Annotated in this window: 18 protein-coding genes and 1 other RNA gene; 8 read left to right on the top strand and 11 right to left on the bottom strand. The window is 68.2% G+C overall.

All coding sequences use genetic code 11. The features are described from left to right. The first annotated feature begins 1441 nt into the window (after positions 1–1441). Positions 1442–3274, top strand: a complete 1833-nt coding sequence (locus tag ASD69_RS19685; RefSeq protein WP_056182621.1) for an ABC transporter ATP-binding protein — start codon at positions 1442–1444, stop codon at positions 3272–3274. Between the two features lie 122 nt (positions 3275–3396). Here ASD69_RS19685 and ASD69_RS19680 read toward each other — a convergent pair whose 3' ends face one another. From ASD69_RS19680 to ASD69_RS19650, 8 genes are all read right to left on the bottom strand, one after another. After that, entirely contained in the window at positions 3397–4890 is a 1494-nt protein-coding gene (locus ASD69_RS19680; RefSeq protein ID WP_056182545.1) for a hypothetical protein, read from the bottom strand. 131 nt (positions 4891–5021) lie between these two features. Then, positions 5022–5669 (bottom strand): ribose-5-phosphate isomerase RpiA, encoded by a 648-nt coding sequence (rpiA, locus tag ASD69_RS19675; RefSeq protein WP_056182541.1) that lies wholly within the window; start codon positions 5667–5669, stop codon positions 5022–5024. Positions 5670–5797: 128 nt separating this feature from the next. Continuing rightward, on the bottom strand, positions 5798–6268 hold the full coding sequence (locus ASD69_RS19670; protein ID WP_056182538.1) for an EVE domain-containing protein: 471 nt from the start codon (positions 6266–6268) through the stop codon (positions 5798–5800). A gap of 8 nt (positions 6269–6276) precedes the next feature. Next, entirely contained in the window at positions 6277–6870 is a 594-nt protein-coding gene (locus tag ASD69_RS19665) for a 5-formyltetrahydrofolate cyclo-ligase (protein ID WP_056182536.1), read from the bottom strand. 92 nt (positions 6871–6962) lie between these two features. After that, a non-coding RNA gene (gene ssrS, locus ASD69_RS21445) (6S RNA) lies at positions 6963–7149 on the bottom strand. 172 nt (positions 7150–7321) lie between these two features. Further along, entirely contained in the window at positions 7322–7624 is a 303-nt protein-coding gene (locus ASD69_RS19660) for a cell division protein ZapA (RefSeq protein ID WP_056182533.1), read from the bottom strand. A gap of 10 nt (positions 7625–7634) precedes the next feature. Then, a complete protein-coding gene (locus tag ASD69_RS19655) occupies positions 7635–7856 on the bottom strand; it encodes a TIGR02449 family protein (RefSeq protein ID WP_055900271.1) in 222 nt (73 codons plus the stop codon). A 97-nt stretch (positions 7857–7953) separates the two neighbouring features. Next, positions 7954–12492: an EAL domain-containing protein gene (locus ASD69_RS19650; RefSeq protein ID WP_157499352.1), complete on the bottom strand. Its 4539-nt coding sequence runs from the start codon at positions 12490–12492 to the stop codon at positions 7954–7956. Between the two features lie 120 nt (positions 12493–12612). On the opposite strand from ASD69_RS19650, the gene ASD69_RS19645 reads away from it, so the two are divergent. The 3 genes from ASD69_RS19645 (at position 12613) to ASD69_RS22135 (ending at position 15408) form a co-directional block, all read left to right on the top strand. Further along, positions 12613–13152, top strand: a complete 540-nt coding sequence (locus ASD69_RS19645) for a UPF0149 family protein (protein ID WP_200944038.1) — start codon at positions 12613–12615, stop codon at positions 13150–13152. Positions 13153–13171: 19 nt separating this feature from the next. Next, positions 13172–14500 (top strand): aminopeptidase P N-terminal domain-containing protein, encoded by a 1329-nt coding sequence (locus ASD69_RS19640; RefSeq protein ID WP_056182525.1) that lies wholly within the window; start codon positions 13172–13174, stop codon positions 14498–14500. Positions 14501–15045: 545 nt separating this feature from the next. Continuing rightward, positions 15046–15408: a hypothetical protein gene (locus ASD69_RS22135; protein ID WP_157499350.1), complete on the top strand. Its 363-nt coding sequence runs from the start codon at positions 15046–15048 to the stop codon at positions 15406–15408. A gap of 104 nt (positions 15409–15512) precedes the next feature. Here the strand turns inward: ASD69_RS22135 and ASD69_RS19635 are convergent, their stop codons facing one another. Then, the gene (locus tag ASD69_RS19635) at positions 15513–16403 is read right to left on the bottom strand and encodes a LysR family transcriptional regulator (protein ID WP_056182520.1); all 891 of its coding nucleotides are present in this window, start codon (positions 16401–16403) and stop codon (positions 15513–15515) included. A gap of 98 nt (positions 16404–16501) precedes the next feature. Between ASD69_RS19635 and ASD69_RS19630 the strand changes: the two genes are divergently transcribed. Beyond that, positions 16502–17098: a short chain dehydrogenase gene (locus tag ASD69_RS19630; RefSeq protein WP_056182517.1), complete on the top strand. Its 597-nt coding sequence runs from the start codon at positions 16502–16504 to the stop codon at positions 17096–17098. Positions 17099–17181: 83 nt separating this feature from the next. Here the strand turns inward: ASD69_RS19630 and ASD69_RS19625 are convergent, their stop codons facing one another. Both ASD69_RS19625 and pepQ read right to left on the bottom strand, forming a co-directional pair. Beyond that, positions 17182–17517, bottom strand: a complete 336-nt coding sequence (locus ASD69_RS19625; protein ID WP_235567274.1) for a low molecular weight protein tyrosine phosphatase family protein — start codon at positions 17515–17517, stop codon at positions 17182–17184. 13 nt (positions 17518–17530) lie between these two features. After that, positions 17531–18856, bottom strand: a complete 1326-nt coding sequence (pepQ, locus tag ASD69_RS19620; RefSeq protein ID WP_056182513.1) for a Xaa-Pro dipeptidase — start codon at positions 18854–18856, stop codon at positions 17531–17533. 360 nt (positions 18857–19216) lie between these two features. Between pepQ and ASD69_RS19615 the strand changes: the two genes are divergently transcribed. The 3 genes from ASD69_RS19615 (at position 19217) to ASD69_RS19605 (ending at position 24672) form a co-directional block, all read left to right on the top strand. Then, entirely contained in the window at positions 19217–19786 is a 570-nt protein-coding gene (locus tag ASD69_RS19615; RefSeq protein WP_162250682.1) for a sigma-70 family RNA polymerase sigma factor, read from the top strand. 82 nt (positions 19787–19868) lie between these two features. Further along, positions 19869–20945 carry a FecR domain-containing protein gene (locus tag ASD69_RS19610; protein WP_056182508.1) on the top strand — a complete coding sequence of 359 codons (1077 nt, stop codon included), beginning with the start codon at positions 19869–19871 and terminating at the stop codon, positions 20943–20945. Between the two features lie 313 nt (positions 20946–21258). After that, positions 21259–24672, top strand: coding sequence for a TonB-dependent receptor (locus tag ASD69_RS19605; RefSeq protein ID WP_082576653.1), 3414 nt, complete (start codon positions 21259–21261; stop codon positions 24670–24672). Positions 24673–24857: the final 185 nt, after the last annotated feature.

Here is a 24857-nt window from a genome sequence, read left to right as displayed (position 1 = left end):
GTGTGGCCTAAGCCATGCAAGAGTAGGTCATCGCCAGGGGCTTCATCCGAAGGCCGGTTCCCGCAAGGGGGCCGGCCTTCTTCTTTGCGCGAAACAAAAGTCTATGCGTTGCGTCGGCGGACGATGCACGCGTTTGAATGGAGTTGCGCGAGCGCCCAGCCCGCGCCAGCGGCGCGGGCGTTCACCGATGCACGCGCCAGTGGCGCGTAAGCCGCATCGGCTCACCCCATCCCGAACTCGGAAGTGAAACGCATATGCGCCGATGGTAGTGTGGCCTAAGCCATGCAAGAGTAGGTCATCGCCAGGGGCTTCATCCGAAGGCCGCCGATGGTAGTGTGGCCTAAGCCATGCAAGAGTAGGTCATCGCCAGGGGCTTCATCCGAAGGCCGGTTCCCGCAAGGGGGCCGGCCTTCTTCTTTGCGTGAAACAAAGTTAATGCACCGGCACGGCGAGTTAATGCGGCCCGAATCCGCGGTGCCGACGAGTTAATCCCGATGCGTTCGTTCGGACCCCACTCTGTGGGAGCAGCGTCAGCCGCGATCGCGGCACATCGGACTACGGCGCTGCTCCACCGACATCGCGGCTTACGCCGCTCCCACAGGAGGCAGGCCCCCGAACCGGCGATGTCGTTCGAAGAGGCAGGCCCCCGAACCGGCGACGTCGCTCGGACTGGCGCGGTCGCGGCTCACGCCGCTCCTACCCCAAAGCCGGGCGAGCACCGACGCAACCGACCCGCCTAAAGCCGAGGCAACGGAGCAGGAGGCTGCGGAGCCACAAGCCGGCCGCATCCCGCCCTGTGGGAGCGGCGTCAGCCGCGATCGCGGCACATCGGACTACGGCGCTGCTTCACCGACATCGCGGCTTACGCCGCTCCCACAGGAGGCAGGCCCCGAACCGACGATGTCGTTCGGAGAGGCCCCCGAAGCGGCGACGTCGCTCGGACTGGCGCGGTCGCGGCTTGCGCCGCTCCTGCCCCAAAGCCGGGCGGCGCGCTTGGGGGACCGACTTGCCCGCCGTTAGGTATGTGCGGATCTTGGCGTTTCACCGCCGCGCCTGCATCCGCGGGGCGCTCTCGCTACACTCTCGTTTGCCGTCGCGCGATTCAGCGCGGCGTGCCGGTCGCGGCCCGCTCGGGCTCGCGATCCTACTGATCCCCGGATGGGGAGGAGACTTGAGCATGAAGTTCACCAACATCGGCGCGGTACACCGCTAAGTCCGCACACGCGGCCTGGTTTCAGGCCGCGCCAGGCAGACCGTCCGTCGTCAGGGCCTGTTGTGGCCACTGATCGCGCGCGCTCGTCCGCCGCCCCACTCCCGATTCGTTGATCCGGCGCCACGGGCGCCCGTTCGCCTACGCGCGTTCGTGTTCCCGGGCCTTGGTCCCGGAACGCTGCCGCGCGGCGGGAGTTTCCACGCTCAACCTAGGCTCAAGGCCATGATGATATTTCGTTGGTTCGAATCCCTGATCGACCCTTTCCGCCCCGCGCCGGAAGTCATGCCTCCGCGCACGGTCGCGGCGTTCTACTGGCATTACATCCGCCAGGCCTGGCCGGTGTTCGCGGTCCTGACCGTGGTCGGTTTCTTCGTCGCGATCGTCGAGGTGGTGATGTTCGACTACCTGGGCAAGGTGGTCGACCTGGTCAACACCGCTTCGCCCGACCGACTGTTCGCGCAACACGGCGGCGACCTGCTGTGGATGGCGGCGGTGATGCTGATCGCGCGGCCGTTTTTCCTGGGCTTGCACGATCTGCTGCTTAACCAGACCGTGCATCCCAGCATGACCAACCTGGTGCGCTGGCAGACCCATCGCTACATGCTTCGGCAGAGTCTGGGCTTCTTCCAGAACGACTTCGCCGGCCGCGTGGCCAACCGGATCATGCAGACCGGGCCATCGTTGCGCGAATCCACCACCCAGGCCTTCGACGCGCTGTGGTACGTGATCGTGTATTCGGGTTCGGCGATCTACCTGTTCGCGCAGGCGGATGCGTGGCTGGTGGTGCCGTTGCTGGTATGGATCGTGGTCTACATCGGCCTGCTGCGCTATTTCGTGCCGCGGGTGAAGCTGCGTTCGTGGCGCGCTTCGGACGCGCGCTCCAAGCTGATGGGGCGCATCGTCGACGGCTACACCAACATCGCCACGCTCAAGCTGTTCGCGCACTCGCGGCGCGAAGAGCAATATGTGGCCGAGGCGATGCAGGAGCAGACCGCGCGTTCGCGCGACATGACCCGCATGACCACGCTGATGGGTATGAGCATCACCGTGGTCAATGGCCTGCTGATCGTTGGTACCTGCGGCCTGGCGCTGTGGCTGTGGCACCGCGGCGCGATCACGGTCGGTGCGATCGCGCTGGCCACCGGCCTGGTGATTCGCATCCACAACATGTCCGGGTGGATCATGTGGACGGTGAACGGCATCTTCGAGGACATCGGCACGGTGCAGGACGGCATCGAGACGATCTCGCGGCCGTTGACGGTGGTCGATCGCGAGGACGCAAAGGCCCTGACCGTGGCCGAGGGCGGGGTGCGCTTCGAGAACGTGCATTTCCACTACGGCCGCGACAGCGGACTGATCGCCGACCTCGATCTGACGGTGCGGCCGGGCGAGAAGATCGGTCTGGTCGGACCTTCGGGTGCGGGCAAGTCGACCCTGATGAACATCCTGCTGCGCCTGTACGACCTCGAGGGCGGCCGCATCCTGATCGACGGGCAGGACATCGCCGGCGTCACCCAGGAGAGCCTGCGTTCGCAGATCGGCGTGGTCACTCAGGACACCTCGCTGCTGCATCGCTCGATCCGCGACAACCTGCTGTACGGGCGACCGGATGCGAGCGAGGACGAGATGCGCGCGGCCGCGCGCGAGGCACGCGCGGACGAGTTCATTCCGCGTCTGGTCGACGGCGAGGGCCGCCAGGGTTACGAGGCGCTGGTCGGCGAGCGCGGCGTCAAGTTGTCCGGTGGTCAGCGCCAGCGTGTGGCGATCGCGCGCGTGTTGTTGAAGAACGCACCGATCCTGATCCTGGACGAGGCGACCTCGGCGTTGGATTCGGAAGCCGAGGCGGCGATCCAGGACAGCCTGGACTCGCTGATGCAGGGCAAGACGGTGATCGCGATCGCGCACCGCCTGTCGACGATCGCGCGCATGGACCGGCTGGTGGTGATGGACCAGGGACGGATCATCGAGACCGGCACGCATGAGGAACTGATCGCGCACGACGGCTTGTACGCGCGTTTGTGGAAGCGGCAGACGGGTGGGTTTGTGGGGGTGGATGCTTAAGCGTTGGACCCGCCCTCACCCCAACCCCTCTCCCGCGGTGCGGGAGAGGGGCTTAAGCAGGGCGCTTTGTAGTACTTGCTGCCGATTGTGGGAGCGGCGTCAATGCGAAGGAGGCTGGATTCTCAGAACAGCGAGCCCGTGCTTCCGCGCTCGCCATCGCCGGGTTGGCCGCGGCGTTTGCGTACCCAGCCGCCGACGCCCGAGGGTTGGTGCGTGGCGGCGGCGGCCGGTTTCGGCTCGGTGCCGTCGCGCGCCTGGCGGTGCACGGTCTCGGCCAGTACGTTGAACTGGCGCAGGCGCTGCAGCCAGAGTTCGTCCATGCTCGGATCGGCGACCAGCGGCGCGGCGCCGAGGTCGGCTTCGGTGGCTTCGTCGGGGATGTGGCCGAACGGAATGCGCATCGGTGCGGCGCCTTGGGCCAGGGCCTCGTGCATCGCGCCGAAGTACAGGCGATTGTTGCCGTAACGCTGGTTGACCTGATCGAGCACGCGGGTCAGGGCCTGGTTGCGATGGCGGTCGGCGAACAGGGCGCCGGTCTCGGCGGCGCAGGGCTGCAGATCGATCAGGGACACCGCCACCGACAGCGGCGGGTGGCGTTGCAGATTCCAGCGCCCGCTGGCGGCGGCGCGCATCAGCGGTTCGATCGCCTCGGCCAGCAGTTGCAGCAGGGTCGGTGTGTCGTCCAAGGCGGCGAAGGACAGGCCGCGGTCGTAGCGCTGTTCGCGGCCGATGAAGCGCACGTGCAGGCTGAGCCCGCGCGCCTGGCAGCGCTCCTGGCGCAACCGCATCGCCGCCTTGGCCAGCAGCTTGAACATCACTGAGCGCATGCCTTCGGCGTTGCGCATCTGCGGGTCCAGCACATGCGAGTGGCCGACCGAGCCCACCGCCTTGCGCTGGCGCGAAGGCGGCTCGATACCGCGCAGCTGGGCCCAGAATCGCTCGCCCTCGATGCCGCCCCAGATCGCGCGCAGGTGTTCGCGCGGCGCGGCGGTAAGCTGCGCGACCGTGCTCAGGCCGGCGTCGTGCAGGCGTTGCAGCATCGAGGGGCCGACGCCGCACAGGTCCTGCAGGTCCAGACCGTGCAGCGCATGCGGCAGGTCGGCCAACTCGACCACGGTGAGGCCGTCGATCTTCTCCAGGTCGGAAGCGGTCTTGGCCAGAAAGGTATTGGGCGCGATGCCGATCGAGCAGCGAATCGCCGGGCTCAGGCCGCGATCGATCAAGGTCTGCTTGATCCGCTGCGCGATCGCGATGGCGTTGTCGCGCTGGCGCTCGCGCCCCATCAGGCGGCACGCGACCTCGTCGATCGACAGCGGTTTGCCGTCGATCGGGATGCAGTCCTCGATCGCCGCGATCAGTTGATGGTGCAGCTCGACATAGCGCGCCGGTCGCGCCTGCACGATGGCGATATCGGGGCAGCGTTCCAGCGCTTCGCGCACCGGCGTGCCGGTCTTGACCCCGTGCCGCTTGGCTTCGCGGCTGGCGGCGATGCAGCAGGTGGTCGCCGCCATCACCGGCACCACGCCGACCGGACGCCCCCGCAGATCCGCCCGGTCGTACTGCTCGACCGAGGCGAAGTAGGAGTTGAAGTCGACGAACAGGCAGCGCAGGGTCACGGCGGCGGGCCACGCAGGGGTAGCGAAGTATCGCGCCGCGCGACGGGCCCTGCGAGGGCCGCCGGCCGGCGATCCGCCGAGCATGCCGGCGGATCGTCTCGGATGCTGAGATTTATTTCAGGATCAATCGCTTACAGCACGATCGGCGGTTCGCCGCCGACGATCACGACATCGGCCGGGCGGCGCGCGAACAGGCCGACGCTGACCACGCCCGGGATCTGGTTGATCGCGGTTTCCAGGGCCACCGGGTCGGTGATGGCCAGGCCGTGGATGTCGAGGATCCAATTGCCGTTGTCGGTGACCACGTTCTCGCGCCAGACCGGCTGGGCGCGGGTCATGCCCAGGATCTCGCGCGCGACCAGGCTGCGCGCCATCGGCACCACTTCCACCGGCAGCGGGAACTTGCCCAGCACGTCGACGCGCTTGGCCGGATCGACGATGCAGACGAACTTGGCGCTGGCCTCGGCGATGATCTTCTCGCGCGTGAGCGCGGCGCCGCCGCCCTTGATCAGGCGCTTGTGCGGATCGCACTCATCGGCGCCGTCGACGTACAGCGAGAGCGGGCCGGTGGCGTTGAGGTCCAGCACTTCGATGCCCAGCGCCTTCAGGCGCGCGGTGCTCTGCTCGGAGCTGGACACGGCGCCCTTGATGCGCTCCTTGATCCGGCCCAGCGCATCGATGAAGTAGGCGACCGTGGAACCGGTGCCGACGCCGACGATCATGCCGTCCTCGATGTAGTCGATGGCTTTTTCGCCGGCCAGGCGCTTGGCTTCAGTCATGAGTAGGGATTCGTGATTGGGGATTCGGGACTGGTTAGAGCGGGCGGCGGCGCGGATTTCGCAGATTCGTTTGAGTCTCGAGGCGCTTTTGCGAATCCCGAATCCCCAATCACGAATCCCGGCTCCACTCACTCCATCGCCAACAGCAGCTTCCACTGCGCCGCCGTCACCGGCAGCACCGACAGGCGGTTGCCGCGTCGGGTCAGGGCGAAGTCCTCGCCGAGTTCGTCGGCGCGCGCCTTGATCTCGTCCAGGGTGATCACGCGCTTGAGCTTGCGGTCGAAGGCCACGTCCACCAGCAGCCAGCGCGGGTCTTCGCGCGTGCTCTTGGGGTCGTGGTAATCGGACTTGGCGTCGAACTGGGTCGGGTCCGGGTAGGCGGCGCTGGCGATGCTGGCCAGGCCGGCGATGCCGGGCACGGCGGTGTTGGAATGGTAGAACAGCACGCCGTCGCCGACCTTCATGCCGTCGCGCATGTAGTTGCGCGCCTGGTAGTTGCGCACGCCGTTCCAGGGTTCGGTGCGCACGCGCTCGAGGTCGTCGATGGAAAAGGTGTCGGGTTCGGACTTCATCAGCCAGTAGCGGCGGCGTGCGGTCATGGGGGCGTTCACGCGATCAGGGAATGTCGGCAGTCGTAGACGGCGGCGTCGCTGCACACGGCGTCGAGGGCCACGTCCCAGTCGGCGCGGTCCAGCGCGTCGACGCGCTGGACCTCGAACGCGGCGCCGACCAGCCAGGGCGGCGCGGGCTCGCGCTGGCGGAACGCGAAGCTGCGATCGTACCAGCCGCCGCCCATGCCCAGCCGGTGGCCGCGCGGGTCGAAACCGACCAGAGGGGCCACCGCCAGGCTCAGGTCTTGCGGCGCCAGCAGCGAGCTCGCGGCCACGTCGGGCTCGGGGATGCCGTAGCGGTTGCTGACCAGCGGGTCGCCCGCGCGCCAGGGCGCGAAGCGCAGGGTGCCGTCGTCGCCGAGCACGGGCAGGCAATAGATGCACTCCGGCGGCAGCCGCAGTTGCCAGACGTGCAGGCCGATTTCCCCGTCCAGGGCCCAGTAACCGGCCACGTAGCCGGCCTGGGGCGCGAACGGCAGGCCCAGCAACCGCGCGGCCAGGCGCTCGGCGCCGGCGATGCGGTCGGCCGCGCTCAAGGCGCGGCGGCGCTCGCGCAGGTCGCGGCGCAATGCCGCACGGTCAGCCGTCATGCGGCGGGGCTTCCATCTGGGGGCGGCACGCGACCGCTCGCGGCGGCGCGCCAACAAGGAACGGGCGCCGCGAGGCGCCCGTCCGGAATAAGTAGTCCTCCGCCAATGGCGATGCATGCCAAACGACCTTGAACCCGGGGTTCAAGTGGGGACGCTTGGCTGCCTTCGGGCTTCCCGCTACGAGGCGGACTTGCACTCCGGGCTTCCGCTGCGCCCCCGTGGTCGTAATTAAGGGACAAGGCGAATGTTTGTGCACGCCGTCGCGCACAGCAGAGGACGTTGGCGAAGTATAGCGCGGGAGTGCGGGTGCGCATGCCCGCTCGTCGGCGATGCTGCGTTGCGATTCATCGAACATGTGATCGCGTCGGCGCAAACGGCCGATCGGCTTGCGTTCACGGGCGCCGCCAGCGCGCGTTGGGCGCGAGCGGTGCGGATTCGACCATGCGCGGACTCAGCGCGGCGCGGTCTCGAACAGGCCGTCGAGCTTGCGATGCAGGTCGCCCAGGGTGCGCGCGAGTTCGCGATCGCGGCTTTCGTTCTCGCCGCGCAACTGTTGTAGTTCGTGGGCGAGATTCAGCGCGGCCAATACCGCCACGCGGTCGAGCGCGGCCATGCGGTTGCCGCCGCGGATCTCGCGCATCTTGCTGTCCAGCAGCTTGGCCGCCGACAGCAGGCTGTCGCGTTCGGACGGCTCGCAGCCGACCGTGTACTCGCGGTCGAGCAGGCGGATGCTGACGGGTTCGCTGGCGCTCATCGGCTCGTGCTCAGGTGTGCTGCTCGAGCGACTTCAGCCGCGCGATCATCGCTTCGACGCGGGTGCGCGCCTGCTCGTTCTTGGCCAGCAGGGCCGAGCGTTCGCCGGCCAGCTGTTCCTGTTGCTGGCGCAGGCTGCGGTTCTCGTCGTGCAGACGACGCGCGCGCTCGGCCAACTCGTCGACGCGGTCGGCGAGCGATTGCATTTGGGCGAGCAGTTCGGCGCGGTCCATACGGCCACGATAGGCAGGGAGCCGGGAGCCGGTCAAGCAGGCGACGGCGCGGACCGGACCGCCAGGTGAACGGATGCGCCGGAGCGGGCCGGCGGTCTCAGTCCGCGGCCGGCGGGGGCGCGGCCACGGCGGGCGTGCGCGCGAGGATGAAGGCCAGGCATTGCTCGACCTCCAGCGGCCGCGCCAGCCAGTAGCCCTGGATCTCGTCGCAGCCGTGTTCGCGCAGGAACTCCATCTGCGCCTCCGACTCCACGCCCTCGGCGACCACGTTCAGGCCCAGCGAGTGGGCCATGGTGATGACGGTGCTGGTGATCGCCTCGTCGTCGGGGTCGCGGCCGAGGTCGCCGACGAACTCCTTGTCGATCTTGAGGGTGTTGATCGGCAGGCGCTTGAGGTAGGCCAGGGAGGAGTAGCCGGTGCCGAAATCGTCCACCGCCAGGCCGACGCCGAGGTCGCGGATCGCCTGCAGGGTGGCCGCGGTCTGGACCGCGTTGGCCATGATGACGCTCTCGGTGAGTTCCAGCTCCAGGCGCCAGGCGGGGATGCCGCTTTCGTCGAGCGCGCGTGCGACCGTGCGCGGCAGATCGCTGCGCAGCAGTTGCAGGGCCGAGACGTTGACCGACATCGACAGCTGGTCCAGGCCCTGTTGGCGCCAGCGTTCCAGGGTGCGGCAGGCCTCGTGCATGGCCCATTCGCCGATCTCCAGGATCAGCCCGCTTTCCTCGGCCAGGGGGATGAACTGCGCCGGCGAGATGTCGCCGTACTCGGCGCTGCGCCAGCGCAGCAGGGCCTCTACGCCGGTGATGCGTTGGTCCTGCAGCGACAGCCGCGGCTGATACACCAGGCGCAGCTCGCCGCGGTCCAGTACCTTGCGCAGCGCCGCCGAGATGGTGGCGCGGCGACGGATCTCGACGTCCATCGCCTCGGTGTAGCGCATGTAGGTGCGGCGGCCGGCGGCCTTGGCCTGGTACATCGCGGTGTCGGCGTGCTTGAGCAGGTCGGTCGGGACCTGGGCGTGATCGGGGTAGAGGCTGATGCCGATCGAGGGCGAGATCGACACGTCGTGGCGCTCGTCGAAATCCAGCGGGGTCTCGAACGCGCGCATCAGCCGGCGCGCGACCGCCTCGGCGTCCTCGGGCGTGTCGATGTTTTCCAGCACCACGGTGAACTCGTCGCCGCCCAGGCGGGCGACGGTGTGCTCGGCGCCCACGGTTTCCTGCAGGCGGGTGGCCGCTGCGCGCAGGATGCGGTCGCCGGCGGCGTGGCCCAGCGAGTCGTTGATGTCCTTGAAGCGGTCCAGGTCCAGGAACAGCACCGCGATGCGGTGACCCTGGCGGCGCGCGCGCACGATCGCGCGCGACAGCCGCTCCGACAGCAGCGTGCGGTTGGGCAGGCTGGTCAGGGTGTCGTAGTTGGCCAGGTAGCGCAGTTCCTGCTCGGCGCGCTTCTGGTCGGTGATGTCGCTGAGCACGGCGACGTAGTGGCTGCGCTGGCCGCCGGTATCCAGCACCGCGCTGCCTTGCAGCCAGCACAGGAACTCGGCGCCGTCCTTGCGCGACTGCCAGATCTCTCCCGACCAGCGCCCGCTGCGCTGCAGTTCGGCGCGCATCTCCTGGTAGAACTCGGGGTCGTGCTGGCGGCTGTCGAGCAGGCTGGCCGAGCGCCCGATCACCTCGGCGTCGCCGTAGCCGGTCATGTGGGTGAACGCGGGGTTGATCGAGACGAAGTTGAAGTCGCGGTCGATTACCGCCACCGCCTCGGCCATGCTGCGCAGGACCTCGCTGGAGATGCGGCGATCGCGCTCGGCGCTGCGGTTGGCGGTGATGTCGCGCGCGGTGCCGGCCACGCGCAGGGCGCGGCCCTTGGGGTCGCGCTCGACCACCCTGCCGCGCGCGCGGATCCAGCTCCAGCCGCCGCCTGGGTTGCGGATGCGGTGCTCGGACAGGAACAGCGCGGCGTCGCCGCGCAGGTGCTGCTTGAGCAGGTCGAGCACGCGCGCCTGGTCGTCGGTGTGGATCTCGTGATCGTCGACCACGTGGGTCTGGACGCCGATGTCCGGGGTCTGCGCGTGCTGTTCGTCCACGCGCATGCGGTGCATCTCGCGCCGGCTCAGGTCGTAATCCCAGAACTGCTCGCCCGAGGCCCACAGGGCCAGCTTCAAACGCTCCTCGCGCTCGCGGATCTGCTGGAAGTAGCCGCGCTCGCGTTGGCGCGCGCGGTGCCAGCGCCAGCCGGCGCTGGCGAGCAGGGCGACCAGGGCCAGGACCGCGGCCAGGATCACCATCGGGTGCCGCCACAGCGGCGGCGCGACGTGGATCGGGATGACCAGCTCGCGCGAGTTCCACACCCCGTCGCGGTTGGTGGCCTGGGCGCGGAAGGTGTAGCGGCCGGCGGGCAGGCGGGTGTAGGTGATGTCCTGGCGCATGCCGTTCTCGATCCAGCCGCGATCGAAGCCGTCCATGCGGTAGCGGTAGCGGATGCTGGAATCCGGCGCGAAATCCAGCGCGCCCACGCGCAGGCGCAGGATGCCGGCCGCGGCGGGCACGTCCAGGCGCGCGGGCTGCCACAGCGCGCCGCTGTCGACCGTGGCCTCGGCGCCGATCCAGGCCCCGAGCAGGCGCACCGGCGGGGTGTAGCGCGAATCGACCATGCGCGCGGGCAGGAACAGGTTCAGACCGCGCACGCCGCCGAACACGAAGCGGCCGTCGCGCAGCTGGGTGACCGCGCCGCCGTTGAACTCCAGGTCCTGCAGGCCGTCGGCCAGGCCGTAGCGGCGCACCCAGCCCGGCGCCACGTCGAAGCGCAGGATGCCGGCGTCGGTGCCCAGCCACAGGCGCCCGTTCGGCCCTTCGGCGACGGTGAACACCACCGGCACCGGGCGTTCGTTCAAGGCCGCGCCCAGCGGATGCACGAAACGGATCTCGCCGCCGCGTTCGACCACGCGGTCGAGCCCGGCGTGGCCGCCGACCCAGACCGTGCCGTCCTCGGACTGGTGCAGGGCGCGCACCAGATTGCCGGCCAGGCTGTTGGGGTTGTTGGCCTGGTGGCGGTAGTGGCGCATGCGCCCGCTGGCGGGTTCCAGCAGGTCCAGGCCGTCGCCGGTGCCCAGCCAGATGCGGTTCTGGCGGTCCTCCAGCAAGGCGTGCACCACCGGATGGCTGAGGCCCTTGGGGTCGCCCTCGCGGTAGCCGTATTGGGCGATCGCGCCGCTGGCGGGATCGTAGTGCAAGGCGCCGGTGCCGGTGCTGCCCAGCCACAGCGTGCCGTCGTGGGCGACGATCAGACTGCGCAGCGCGGTCGCGCTGTACGGCCCCAGGTCGATGCGTTCGAGTTGGCGCGCGACCGGGTCGAGCCGGCGCAAGCCCTGGCTGGTGGCGACCCAGAGCCGGCCGCGGTCGGCGCGTCCGAAGGCCATCACCCGCACGCCTTCACCGATCAGGCGGGTGTAGTCGTCGAACCGGTCCTGCTGCAGGTCGTAACGCAGCAGGCGCGCGTTGTCGCTGCCCAGCCACAGCGCGCCGCCCTCGTCCTCGATGATGGCGCGCATGCTGTCGTCGGCGGCGGCATTGCGCGGCCGTCCGCTGTCGATATCGAGCACGTAACTGAAGCGGGTGCCGCGCGGATCGGCCAGGGCGACGCCGCGGAAGGTGCCGCCGACCCAGAGCAGGCCGCCGTGATCGACCATCAGGCTGGCGATGGTGTCCTCGGGCAGGCCGGCGCCGATACCTGCGTCCTCGCGCACCGCTTCGATCCTGCCGCTATCGGGGTCGTAGCGGCGCAGGCCGTCGCCGAACACCGACAGCCACAGGCGGCGGTCGGGCGCCTCGACGATCGCGCGCACGTCGGCGGGCGACGCCGGCGCGTCGGTGTCGGCCGGCAGGACGCGGATCAGGCTGCGGCCGTCGCTGTGCACGCGGAACAGGCCGTCGTTGCGGCCGACCCAGATCTGGCCGCGGTGGTCGCGCAACAGGCTGGCGACCGGCTGCGGCTCGATCCGCTCGACCCGGTCGTCGGTGCCGATCCGGTACAGGCCGGCGGCGTTGCCGTACCAGACATTGCCGTCCCTGTCCGACACCAGCTTCTGCCAGGGCCGGTCGCGCGTGCTGTCGGGCAGCTTCAGCAGGTTCTGGCGGCGGCCGCTGGCCGGGTCCAGGCGCTCCAGCCCGGCCACGCTGCCGACCCAGACCCGGCCGCCGCGGTAGAGCAGGGCCATGACCTGGCGCGAGGCCTGGCTGCCGCCCGCGGCCGAGTAGCGGCGGATGCGGCCGGTGGCCAGGTCCAGCCGGGCCACGTATTCGGAATAGGTGCCGACCCAGAGCGCGCGCTCGCTTTCCAGCGCCAGGGTGGTGACGTAGCTGTCGGGCAGGCTGGCCGGATCGCGCGGATCGTGGCGATAGGGCACGAAGCGCTGGCCGTCGTAGCGGTGCAGGCCGCCCTGGGTGCCGACCCAGACGAAGCCCTGGGCGTCCTGGGCCAGCGCGGTCACCGAGTTCTGGGCCAGGCCGATTTCGCTGCCCAGACGGGTGAAGTAATAGTCCCGGGTTGCCGCTGCGACCGGCAACACCGTGCCCGCCAACACCAGCAGAGCGCTGAGCAGGCCGGCGACGCGAATAGCGGCGATGGGGGATGGACGCACGGACACCGGGGCGCAGGGCGTGGCAACGCGCAGTGTAGGCAGGCGTCGTCCGCCGCAACAAGCCGCGTCGCTGCGTTGCTAAACTGACGCAACCCCCACGCAGCCATGCCAGTGCCCTCCATCGAACTGCCCGACCTGTCCGCCGTCGACGCTCAGAGCCGCCAACTCGCGCTCGCCGCGTCGCCTTCCGAACTCCATGGGGCCCTGTGCGGCTGGCTGGCCGGCGGCGGCGCCTCGCTGCGCGAATGGCCGGCCAAAGTGCTGGCCGACGATGCCCTGACCGCGCCGGAGGCCGATAGCGCGCTCGACCAGCTGCGCCTGGCCAGCGCCGCGCAGCTGTCCGACCGCAGTTTCGATTTCGCCCTGCTGCTGCCCGACGCCGAGGCTTCGCTGTCCGAGCGCAGCGGCGCGCTGTTCGAATGGTGCCGCGGTTTCCTCGGCGGATTCGGCCTGGCCGGCGCTTCGGCCAACGCGCTGTCGGTGGAAGGCCGCGAGGCGCTGGGCGATCTGGCCAAGCTGGCCGTCGCCCAGCCGCAGGACGACGGCGACGAAGAGGACGAGGAAGCGCTGGTGGAGATCGAGGAATTCGTGCGCGTGGCCGCGCTGCTGCTGCACGGCGACTGTGTGCTGGCCAGCCAGCACCGGCAACGTTTGAACTGAATCCAAGGGCGTCGCGACGATGACTACCGCCGGCATCGCCAGCCAGATTTCCGCCAAGGTCTACGCGCGCCGCCGCAAGCAGCTCATGCGCATGGCCGGCGACGACGCCATCCTGGTGCTGCCGTCGGCGAACGAGCTGATTCGCAGCCGCGACACCCATTACCCGTACCGGCAGGATTCCGACCTGTGGTACCTCACCGGCTTCCCCGAGCCGGAGGCGGTGCTGGTGCTGGTGCCGGGCCGCAAGCACGGCGAAACCCTGCTGTTCTGCCGCGAGCGCGATCTGGAGCGCGAAGGCTGGGACGGCCCGCGTTTCGGCCCCGAGGGCGCGGTCGAGGCCTTCGGCCTGGACGACGCCTATCCGATCGCAGACCTCGACGACATCCTGCCCGGCCTGCTCGAAGGGCGTTCACGGGTGTACTACCACTTCGGCCGCGATCAGGAGTTCGACCTCAAGCTGATCGGCTGGCTCAACCGCGTGCGCGCGATGGTGCGACAGGGCGCGCAGCCGCCGCACGAGTTCCTCGAGCTGGGGCATCTGCTCGACGAGATGCGTTTGTTCAAGGACCGCGACGAACTCAAGCTGATGCAGCGCGCGGCCGACATCAGCGTGCAGGCGCACGAGGTGGCGATGCGTGCCGCGCGCCCGGGCGTGCGCGAGTACGAACTGCAGGCCGAGCTGGAACGCGTGTTCCGCATGCACGACGCCGAGCCGGCCTACGGCAGCATCGTCGGCGCCGGTGCCAATGGATGCGTGCTGCATTACCGCGCCAATAACGGCGTGGCGCGCGACGGCGATCTGGTCCTGATCGACGCCGGCGCGGAATTCCGCGGTTACGCCGCCGACATCACCCGCACCTTCCCGGTCAACGGCCGCTTCAGCGCGCCGCAGCGCGCGCTGCACGATCTGGTCGGCGCGGCCCAGGCCGCTGCGCTGGCGCAGGCGCGCCCGGGCGTGGCCTACGAGGCGGGCCACAATGCCGCGGTCGAGACCTTGACCGAGGGTCTGCTCAAGCTCGGCCTGCTCAAGGGCAAGCTGGAGAAGAACATCGCCGACGGCAGTTACCGCCGTTATTACCGGCACAAGACCGGGCATTGGCTGGGGCTGGACGTGCACGACGTCGGCGAGTACCGGATCGAGGGCGAGTCGCGCCTGCTGGAGCCGGGCATGGTGTTCACCATCGAGCCGGGGTTGTACGTGTCGGCCGACGACACCAGCGTGGATCCGAAGTGGCGGGGTATCGGCATCCGCACCGAGGACGATGTGTTGGTCACCAAGGATGGCTATCAGGTGCTGACCGACAAACTGGCGCGCAGCGCTGATGAGATCGAGGCGTTGATGGGGTAGGGGGCGTTGTTTTCGCTCCGCGCCTCTCGTTCTGGTCGCTCGCTGTCGCTGTCGCTGTCGCTCGGCGGTGCTCACCACTTCTCGCGCTTCGGGGCGGCCTAAGGTCGACGCTAGCTGTTGCTCGTCATCTCCGCGAAGGCGGGCTCCGCTTTACTTCGGCGAAGCCGAGCATCCAGTGTCTTTAGCATGCGCTCACATGCAAGTCCGCTTTCGCCTTTGATTCCCTCCTTTGCTTTTGACTCCCTCCTTTGAAAAAAGGGTGAAGCCGCGCGGCTTACGAACCGCAGGTTCGTGCACGGCTGAACGCCAGCAGGCTGCGCCTGCTGGCCGGGCGGGTTGGGGGGATTTGCTGTCGCTTTGCTTTCGTCTTTTTTAGACCGAAGGTCAACGGCTTCCGCCTGCCGCGTATGCGGGCCACTTCCTTTTGCCCCTAGCTCCCTCCTTTGTAAAAGGAGGGTTGGGGAGGATTTGCTATTGCTTTGCTTTCGTCTTTTCAGACCGAATGTCAAGGGCTTCCGCCTGCTGCGCATGCGGGTCACTTTCTCTTGCTAGCCCAAGAGAAAGTAACCAAAGAGAAGGGCTGGCGTGACCAACCCTCCCCTGCGAGTTCGAGGCTTTCGCCGGGATTTTTCGAATGGACATCCCTGTCCATTCGAAAAACGGCGCGCGTCCTGCGCGCCGCCCTTCGGGTCTACGGTTGGTCGGGTGAGTGCGGGGCTTTTGGATTTGAATGCCGCGGCAACGGCAACGGCAACGGCAACGGCAACGGCAACGGCAACAGCAACGGCAACAGCAACGGCAACAGCAACGGCAACAGCAACGGCAACAGCAACAGCAACGGTAACGGTAACGGCAACGGCGTGCTGGCGCTGTCTTGCGGACGCGATCGGGCTCGTAGGATGTGGTGAGCCGGAGGCGAACCGCATCGTTGCGTGGTGGCCGGTGCGGGCGAGGGGTGATGCAGGCTTTAGGTCGACATGCGCGGCGGCCAGCGCATGCCCGGCCCTCGGGCCTACGGCCCCATGGCGGCCAACACCGCGTCGACGAAGCGGCTGAGTTTGGGCAGGGGCTGGCGGTCGCGTGGGTATAGCAGGTGTACCGGGCGTGGCGGCGGTAGGTCGTGTTCGAACAAGGGCAGCAATCGGCCGGTGGCGAGGTCGTCGGCCAGCAGCACTTCGGGCTGCAGCAGAATGCCGCAGCCGTCCAAGGCCGCGCGACGCAGGGCGTCGCCGTGATTGGAGGCGAAGCGGCCGCGCAGGCGCAGCGGCTCGCCGCCCAGGCTGGCGAATCGCCAGCCCGCGTTGGGGTGCCAGAGCAGATGATTCAGGCAGCTGTGCTGGGCCAGTTCGCTCGGGCTGTGCGGCGTGCCGCGTTCGCGCAGGTACTCGGGCGAGGCGCATACGATCATGCGGTAGGGCCGCAGCGGGCGCGCCACCAGATGGTCGGAATCGGGCAGGGGGCCGATGCGGATGGCGGCGTCGAAGCCTTCGGCGATCAGGTCGCTCATGCGGTCGGCCAACACCAGGTCCAGCGACACGTCCGGGTGCGCGCGCAGGAACGCGGTGGCCAGCGGCGCCACCGCGGCGGTGCCCAAGGTCAGTGGCGCGGTCACGCGCAGGTGCCCGCGCGGGCGCGCGTGGTCCTGCAGGCGTTCGGCCACGGTCTCGGCGCGGCGTACTTGCTCCAGCGCTTGCCGCGCCTCTTCCAGGAAGGCCGCGCCGACTTCGGTGAGCCGCTGCTTGCGGGTGTCGCGCTGGAGCAGGCGCGCGCCCAGGTGGGTTTCCAACTGATGCACGTGCTTGCCCACCATCACCGCCGACACCCGCTGCGCGCGCGCGGCCGCGGCGAAGCTGCCGGTGTCGGCGACCGAAACGAAGACCGCCATCGCGCGCAGCAGATCCATGGCTAACTCGCAGTTAGGGGTGCCGGAAATGCTAGCGCATGCCCCGGCTCGGGTTCGGCGCGCAAACTGGACACCACTCCTACCGTAAGAGGTCCGTCATGAAGATCCTGCTAGTCGGCGCCAGCGGCACGCTGGGCCGCGCCATCGCCCAGACCCTGTCCCATCACGAGGTGCTGGCCGCCAGCCGCAACAGCGCCGAGTACCCGGTCGATATTACCGACGACGCCAGCGTGGCCGCGCTGCTGCGCAAGACCGGCAAGGTCGACGCCATCGTGTCCGCGGCCGGCGTGCTGCATTTCGGCCCACTGCCGGAAATGACGCCGGCGCAGTTCGCGATCGGCCTGAACGATAAGCTATTGGGCCAGGTGCGCTTAGCGCTGCTGGGCCAGCATGCGCTCAACGACGGCGGTTCGATCACCCTGACCACCGGCATCGTCGCCGACGAACCGATCCGCGCCGGCGCCAACGCCAGCGCGGTCAATCGCGCCTTGGAAGGATTCGTGCAGGGCGCGGCGTTCGAACTGCAGCGCGGCGTGCGCATCAACGCGGTCAGCCCGAGTGTGCTGGCCGAATCCTGGAGCGACTACGGCGCGTTCTTCCCCGGTTTCGAGCCGGTGACCGCCGCGCGCGCCGCGCTGGCTTACCAGCGCAGTGTCGAAGGCGTGCAGAGCGGTCGGGTGTATCGGGTCTGGTAAGAGCTTGCGGCGCCCGTGCGGATAGTGGCGCGGGCGCGGCGGTGCCGCGCAGGGAACCGCACCGGCCGTCGCGCGAACCTAGCTCACAAGTACCGCGGCACCTTCGCTTCCAACAGCCGCACCAGCGCCGGGTCCATATAGTCGTACTCGTCCGGTATATCCAGGCAAACCACGCGCTTGCCCAGCAGCTGCGCGCGAAAGCGCTGCTGCAGCTTGGCGCGCTGCGCTTTCTCCATCACGAAGATCAGCTGCGCCCAGTCCACCAGCTCGGCGCCGAGCGGTTGCTCGGCGTCGTGCTTGAGGCCGGCCGAGGCGACCTCCAGATCGGCGCGGTCGCCGAACAGGTGTTCGGCGGTCGGGCTGCGCAGCCGGTTGTGGCCGCACACGAACAGCACACGATGCGGGGGCGTGCGTTGCAAGGGCGCGCGCGTCTCAGGCCGCTTCCGCGAAGCCGTCGCGGGTGAGGTTGATCGGGGCGCCGTCGGTGCAGACCACGTCGTCCTCGATGCGGATGCCGCCGTAGGGGCGGAACTGGTCGATCCGGTTCCAGTCCACCGCGTCGGCATGTGGGCCCTGCTTGAGGCCGTCCAGCAGCAGGTCGATGAAGTACACGCCCGGTTCGATCGTCACCGCCATGCCCGGCGCGAGCTCGCGGGTCAGGCGCAGATAGGGCTGGCCCTCGGGCTTGGCGATGGTGCCGCCGCGGTCGGAGGCGGCGAAGCCGGCGACGTCGTGCACCTGCAGGCCGATGCCGTGGCCGATGCCGTGCGGGAAGAACACGTTGCTGACGCCGGTCTCCAGCGCCGATTCCGGCGAAAGCTTGATGACGCCGAAGTCCTTGAGGATGCCGGACAGGGCGAGGTGGGCGTCGAGGTGGATGCGCTTGTAGTCGTGGCCGGCGCGGACCTGGTCGCACATCTTCAGCTGGGCGGCGTCGACCGCGTCGATCAAGGCCTGGAACTCGCCGCCGGCGTCGGCGGCGTAGGTGCGGGTGATGTCGCAGGCGTAGCCGTGGTGGCTGGCGCCGGCGTCGATCAGGAAGCTGCGCAACTGCGCCGGCGCCTCGCGCTCGAGTTCGGTGTAGTGCAGCACGGCGCCGTTGTGGTTGAGGGCGACGATGTTGTTGTAAGGCAGATCGGCGCCCTCCTGGCGCGCGGCCGCGCAGTACGCCAGGTGGATGTCGAACTCGCTGGCGCCGTCGCGGAACGCGGCTTCGGCGGCGCGGTGCGCGCGCACGCCGCGGCGGGTCGCCGCGCGCATCATCTGCACTTCGTAGGGCGTCTTGTAGGCGCGGTGGAACTCGAGATAGTCGATCGCGGCCTGCGGATTGTTGGGCACGTAGGCGCCCAGCGCGCTGCGCGGCTCGCCCAGGATCGCGCAGCGCGCGGGGTCGGCCGGCAGATGGGCCAGGGCTTCCTCGGGCTTGCGGATCACCACGATGTCGTAGTGGTCGACCCAATAGCCGCTCGGCGCCTGCGGCACCACGTGCCAGTAATCGAAAGGTTGCAGGTAGATCAGCTTGGGTTTGCGGCCGGGCGTCGCGACCAGCCAGCTGCCGGGGTTGCGGGTCAGCGGCAGCCAGGCCTTGAACTGCGGGTTCACCGCGTAGGGGTAGTCGCGGTCGTCGAACACCTGGTAGTGCGAGTTCCCGCTGGGCACGACCAGATGATCGAGGCCGGCGCGCTCCAGGGCCTCGTGTACGCGGCGCTGCAGCTCGGCGAGGTGGGCGGGGTACAGGCTCGCTGGATCGTGGGACATCGTGGGAGGTCTCGTGGAGGGGCGTGCGGGGATTTTGACGGATTCCGCTCGCCGCCGCAGGTCGCGGCGATGCGCATCGGCGCGCGCGACTTTGCCGGATCGGTCGCTGCGGGCCGGGCGTGCGCGCGGCGGTCGGATGCGCCACGTCCGTCGAGGCTCCGATGCCGCCGCAACTCGCTTGCGCGCATCCGAAATGCTGCGCCGCCGCATCGGATGGCAGTCGAATGAATCGCGGTTTTTCCCGGGAAAATCGCCGGTTCTCAACATCCGGCCGGACCGCGTGCGGGCCGATACACCCGCGCCGCTCCGACGGAGTATGCTGCCGGCCTGCGCATACCAACGCGTATGGGAGGGGACTCGATGGCCGATCCGGCGCCGTCTACGCGCGAACCGGCATCGCTCGCCGACTACGGCGAGGATTGCTCCAGTCAATGGGAGAACATCTCCCAGCAGTACCGCGCGCCACTGCGCGGATTCTTCTCCAAGCGAGTCAAGGATCCCGCCGAAGTCGAGGACCTGACCCAGGAAGTGTTCCTGCACCTGCTCCGGCGCGCGCGCGGCGGGCCGATCGAGCACGTCAAGCAGTACGTCTTCCAGATCGCCGCCAACGCCCTGCGCGACTGGGGCCGCCGTCGCCAGGCCCGCGACCAGGACGCGCACGTGTCCTTCGACGAAGAAATTCATCAACCCGCTACGGAAATCTCGCCGGAGCGCGTCTTACTAGGGGAGGAGGCGGTGAAATTGGCTGTCGCCGTCTTGCGCGCGCTGCCGCAGCGTACGCGCGACGTGTTCGTGTTGCGCACCATGGAGAAGCGGAAATATATGGACATTGCCAACATGCTGGGAATTTCGGTGCGCGCCGCCGAAAAGCACATGGCCAAAGCGCTGGCGCAGTTGGGCCGCGCGATGGACGCGGAGAAGCCGGAATGAGCCGGGCCACGCCGATCCGGGCCTGTGCCCCGGGCTCCTGGGGCCGCGCCGCCGGACCGAAGCGGTCGCTAGGGGGTGTCGGATGAAATGGCAGACCACCCCCATCGCCAACGGACCGGGCCCGCTGCCGGACGATATCGACGAAGCGGCCGCGCGCTGGAGCGAGGTCCTGAGCGACGCCGACGGCGCCGACGGCACCCTGCGCGCGGCCTTCGAGGCCTGGCGCGACCGTTCGCAGGCGCACGCCGCCGCGTTCCGGCGCGTGGAAGCCGCGCGCTCGCTCGCGCAGGCGGTCGCCGATGCGCCCGACATGCTGGCGCTGCGGCGCGAGACGCTGGCGCGCGCATCCAAGTCGCGGCTGTCGTGCGCGGCGCGCACCTATGGCTACTCGATCGCGGCCTCCCTGTTGGTGGTCGCCGCGGTCGGCCTGCTGATCCTGCGGCCCGACGCGCCCGGCCGGATGGTTCAGGGCGTGCAGGACGCGATCGCCGGCAATGTCCACGAGACCGCCGTCGGCGAGCGCTCGGAAGTGACCCTGGCCGACGGCTCGGTGATCACCTTGAACACCGACAGCCGCGTGTCCGTGCATTACCAGGGCAAGACCCGCGCGGTCACGCTGGAACGCGGGCAGGCCCTGTTCAAGGTGGCCAAGGACCGCACCCGGCCCTTCATCGTCACCGCCGACGGCCGCCAGGTCACGGCGCTGGGCACCGAGTTCGAAGTCCACATGTCCGAGCGCCTGTTCGAGGTCACCTTGCTCGAGGGCCGCGTAACCGTGACCCGCGAGCGCACCCGGACCGCCGCGATGGCCGCCGCGCCCACCGCGGAGCTGCAGCCGGGCCAGCAGTTCGTCGCGCTGGCCGCGACCGTGCCGCAGGTGCGTGTGGCCGACGTCAGGCGTGAGGTGAGCTGGCGGCATGGCCAGGTGGTGTTCGAGAACGAGAGCCTGGCCGACGCGGTGGCCGAGATCAATCGCTACTCGCGCAACCGCATCGTGCTCGGCGATACCCGTCTGGCCTCGTTGAAGATCAGCGGCGCGTTCAACACCGGCGACACCGACACCTTCGTCGAGGCGGTGACCGCGTACTTCCCGATCGAACGCGCGACCAGCAAGAACGCAGCGATCGTACTCAAGCCGCGCGCGCCCGAGCGCGGCTGATACCCGCGGCATCCCGACGCATGGCGCGGCGCAGCAATGCGCCATGCCGCCATGCGCATCCGCCGCCCCTCGCGCGCCCGCGCGCGGCGGCATTCTCAGGCCATGGGACGACGCAGGCCGATGCTGCGTCGGGGCGATGGCGCGCGCGAATTTGCTGCGCTGCAAAACGATTGCCAGGCGAAACACGCGCTATTCGCGGCCGCGATCGCGCGTGGCACCACGATCGTGCCGGGACGGGTTCGGGTTTTCGGAGACGCTGCGTCCCTATAGAGACCAGGCCACATGAAGTGGGCCCGCAACCGGAGGGGAGTCGATGCGAGTGGGAGACCAGAAGGGACTGTCGAGGCGTGTACTCAAACCCTGCGTGCTGTTGCTGGCGCTGCTGCCGTATCTGAGCGCCCACGCGCGCGGCGATGCGGCCACCGCCAAGTTCGACATCCCGCAGCAGCGCCTCGACGCCGCCTTGTCGGAGTACGCGCGCCAGAGCGGCCAGCAGCTGCTGTACGCGCCCGAGCTCGCGGTCGGCAAGACCGGGCGCGCGGTGCGCGGTGAGAAGCCGGCCTTGCAGGCGCTCGACGAACTGCTCAGCGGCACCGGTCTCCAATACTCCACCAGCGCCTCCGGCGCGATCCTCATCAACGGCAACGCGGGCGGCAGTTCGGCGGCAGGGGACGCCAAACCGCCTTCCGACGCGGTACCGCCGGGAAACGCAGAGGGGACCGCTGAGACGCAGCCGGCAGCGGATTCCCAGGCAGAGTCGACGGCGCCCAATCCCACCGCCGCGGCCAATGCGCAGGCGGCGACCAATCTCGACACCATCGTCGTTACCGCGCAGAAAAAGGTCGAGAACATCCAGAAGGTGCCGATCGCGATCAGCGCCTTCAGCGGCGACGATCTGGGCAGCCGCAAGATCGAAACCGGCGGCGACCTGGTCACCGCGACCCCGAACGTCAGCTTCAGCAAGACCAACTTCGCCAGCTACAACTTCCAGATCCGCGGCATCGGCACCCAGGCCTTGTCGGTCACCACCGACCCGGCCGTGGCGATCAGCTTCAACAGCACGCCGATGATCCGCAACCGCCTGTTCGAGCAGGAGTACTTCGACGTCGAGCGGGTCGAGGTGCTGCGCGGCCCGCAGGGAACCCTGTACGGTCGCAACGCCACCGCCGGCGTGGTCAATATGATTCCCAATCTGGCCAACCTGGATGGCTTCGATGCGGACGTGAAGGCCGAGGTGGGCAACTACAACACGCGACGCATCAACGGCATGATCAATGTGCCGCTCAGCGATACGTTCGCGCTACGCCTTGCCACCCAGTACACCAAGCGCGACGGCTACGACCACAACACGGTCACCGGCAAGGACATCAACGATCGCGATCTGCTTTCCACCCGCTTGTCGGCCAGCTATACGCCCAGTGACCGCTTCAACGCCAGCCTGGTGTGGGAGCACTTCCAGGAAGACGACACGCGCTCGCGCACGGGCAAGCAGCTGTGTCACAACGATGCCGGGCCGACCTCGATAGGCAACGTGACATTGCGGCCGAACGACGTCGGATTCCTGAGCCAGGCCTGTAAGGACGGATCGCTGTACGACAACGATGCTTTCGGCGTGCCCAACGGCAACAGCCTGCCGTCGGTGCTGGCCGCGCAGACCACGGCGGGCGCCCTGGGATTCTTCGCGGACAACTTCAATCCGGCATACCTGATCTCGCAAGGCGTCGATCCGTATTCCGGAGTCAAGCAATCGCGCGATCTGCGCGAGATCGCGACCAGCTACGATCCGAAGTTCCACGCCACCAACGACATCCTGCAGTTCAATTTCGATGTCGGAATCGGCGACCACCTGAACTTGGTGTCGCAGTCGCTGTATACCCGCGATCAGTACTATTCCACTCAGGACTACGGGCGCTTCCAGTCCAACCCGATCTTTACCGATTCCAACAAGGTGGTTCAGTTCGATCCGGACGGAAACCTCGTCCCCGCCTATCCGCTTACGCCCGGCGGCGTGTTCTGCGACCCGCAATTGGGTTGTTCCGACCGCCTGCTGCTGGTCGATCTGGTCGATGCCGACAGCCGGCAGTGGTCGCAGGAATTCCGCCTGCAGTCCTCTTACGACGGTCCGTTCAATTTCAGCGTCGGCGCGAACTACCTCGAATTCAAGATCGACGAGAGCTACTACGTTTTCAGTAACCTCTTCACTGCTGCTGCTCAGAACTTTTTCAACGGAAGAGGCGGTGTGCTGAGTCCAGCCACCTGTACGCCAGGGACGGCCCTTTCGGTGGAGACTGACTTCTTCGGAAGGCATTTTCCTTGCGTGTACATCGATCCCAATCCCTTGGGATCCATCAACGGCCAAGGTCACAACTACTTCCGTAGCCGCAACATCGCCAACACCCGCTCCTCGGCGGTCTTCGGCGAGGGCTACTGGCAGATCAACGACAAGTGGAAATTGACCGCCGGCCTGCGCTGGACTCGCGACGTCAAGACCACCACCCCCGTGCCGAGCCAGCTGCTGCTGGCGAGCTCCACGGATCCGGACTTCCCGCTGCTGGGCGGCGGCTACGTCGGTTACGGCTATCCGGCCGGCGGGACGATCAAGCAGACCTGGAACGAGCCGACCGGGCGTCTGGTGCTGGACTGGTCGCCCGATCTTTCCTTCACCGACAGCACCATGGTCTATGCGTCGTTGTCGCGGGGCTACAAGGCCGGCGGCACCAACTCCCCGGGCATCGGTGCCAATCCGGAGGTGTTGTCCTTCATTCCGAAAGACCCGCGCTTCAAGGCCGAGTACGTCAATGCCTTGGAAGTCGGCATGAAGAACGTGATGGGCGGCGGCCGGTTCATCCTCAACGCGACCGCCTTCTACAACGACTACAAGGGCTATCAGGTCTCGCAGATCATCGACCGGCAGACGGTGAACGAGAACTTCGACGCTAAGACCTGGGGCGCCGAGATCGAAGCGGTGTGGCGGCCTACCTCGCAGTTCCAGCTCAGCGGAAACGTCGGCCTGTTGCGCACGCGTATCGGCGCCAACCAGTACTCCATCGACGTGATGGATAGGACGGCGGGCAATCCCGACTGGGTGGTCGTGCGGCCGTGGATGCAATTGGCGTCGAACTGCATCGCGCCGAAGGCGATGGTGGAGCGGTTCTTCGAGAATTTCTATCAGATATTCGACGAGAGCAGCCTCGCCAATTACTTGAACAGCTTCTGCACGGTCAATCTGCCCACCGGCCTGGGCGGCTTCACCCAGGATCGGGGCCTCAATGGCGGCCCCGGCGACAACGCGTGGTTGCTGGGCGGCGCTTTCTACAATCCGGAAATCGATGCGCCCAACGGAGGCGCCGGATTCGCCAAGAACGTGGGCGGCCACGAATTGCCGAATGCGCCGAAGATCACCGTCAGCCTCAGCCCGCAGTACACGTTCGCGCTGGCGGAAAGCGACCTGACCTTGCGCGCGGACTTTTATTACCAGGGCAAGAGCTGGGCGCGCGTCTATCAGGACCGGATCGATCGCCTGCACGACTGGGGCAACGTCAATCTGTCGCTGACCTGGTACAAGCCCGAGCAGGATCTGACCGTGCAGCTGTACGTCAAGAACGCGCTGGATGGCGAGGCGATCACCGGCACTTTCCTCAACAGCGACGACAGCGGCCTGACGTCGAACGTGTTCTTGCAGGACCCGCGCATCTTCGGACTCTCGATCCGCAAGGGGTTCTTCTGAGTAGCGGTTTCACCCCATCAACCGCCCGCATCCGTGGGCGGTCGATACAGACCAAGGACGCATCTGTTTCAGCGCTCTGGCGAATGAGAGCAAGAGTTCGAACAGGCTGATGTTCGGTGCCCCTCGGTTCGGTGCCGCCACGGCACTTGCCTTTCCCCCGTGGCACGACCTCCGCGCGCTTCGCG

This window comes from Lysobacter sp. Root604 (assembly GCF_001427505.1).
GTDB lineage: Bacteria > Pseudomonadota > Gammaproteobacteria > Xanthomonadales > Xanthomonadaceae > Lysobacter.
The sequence above is the reverse complement of the archived record's forward strand: the minus strand, read 5'-3'. Positions and strand labels throughout refer to the sequence as shown.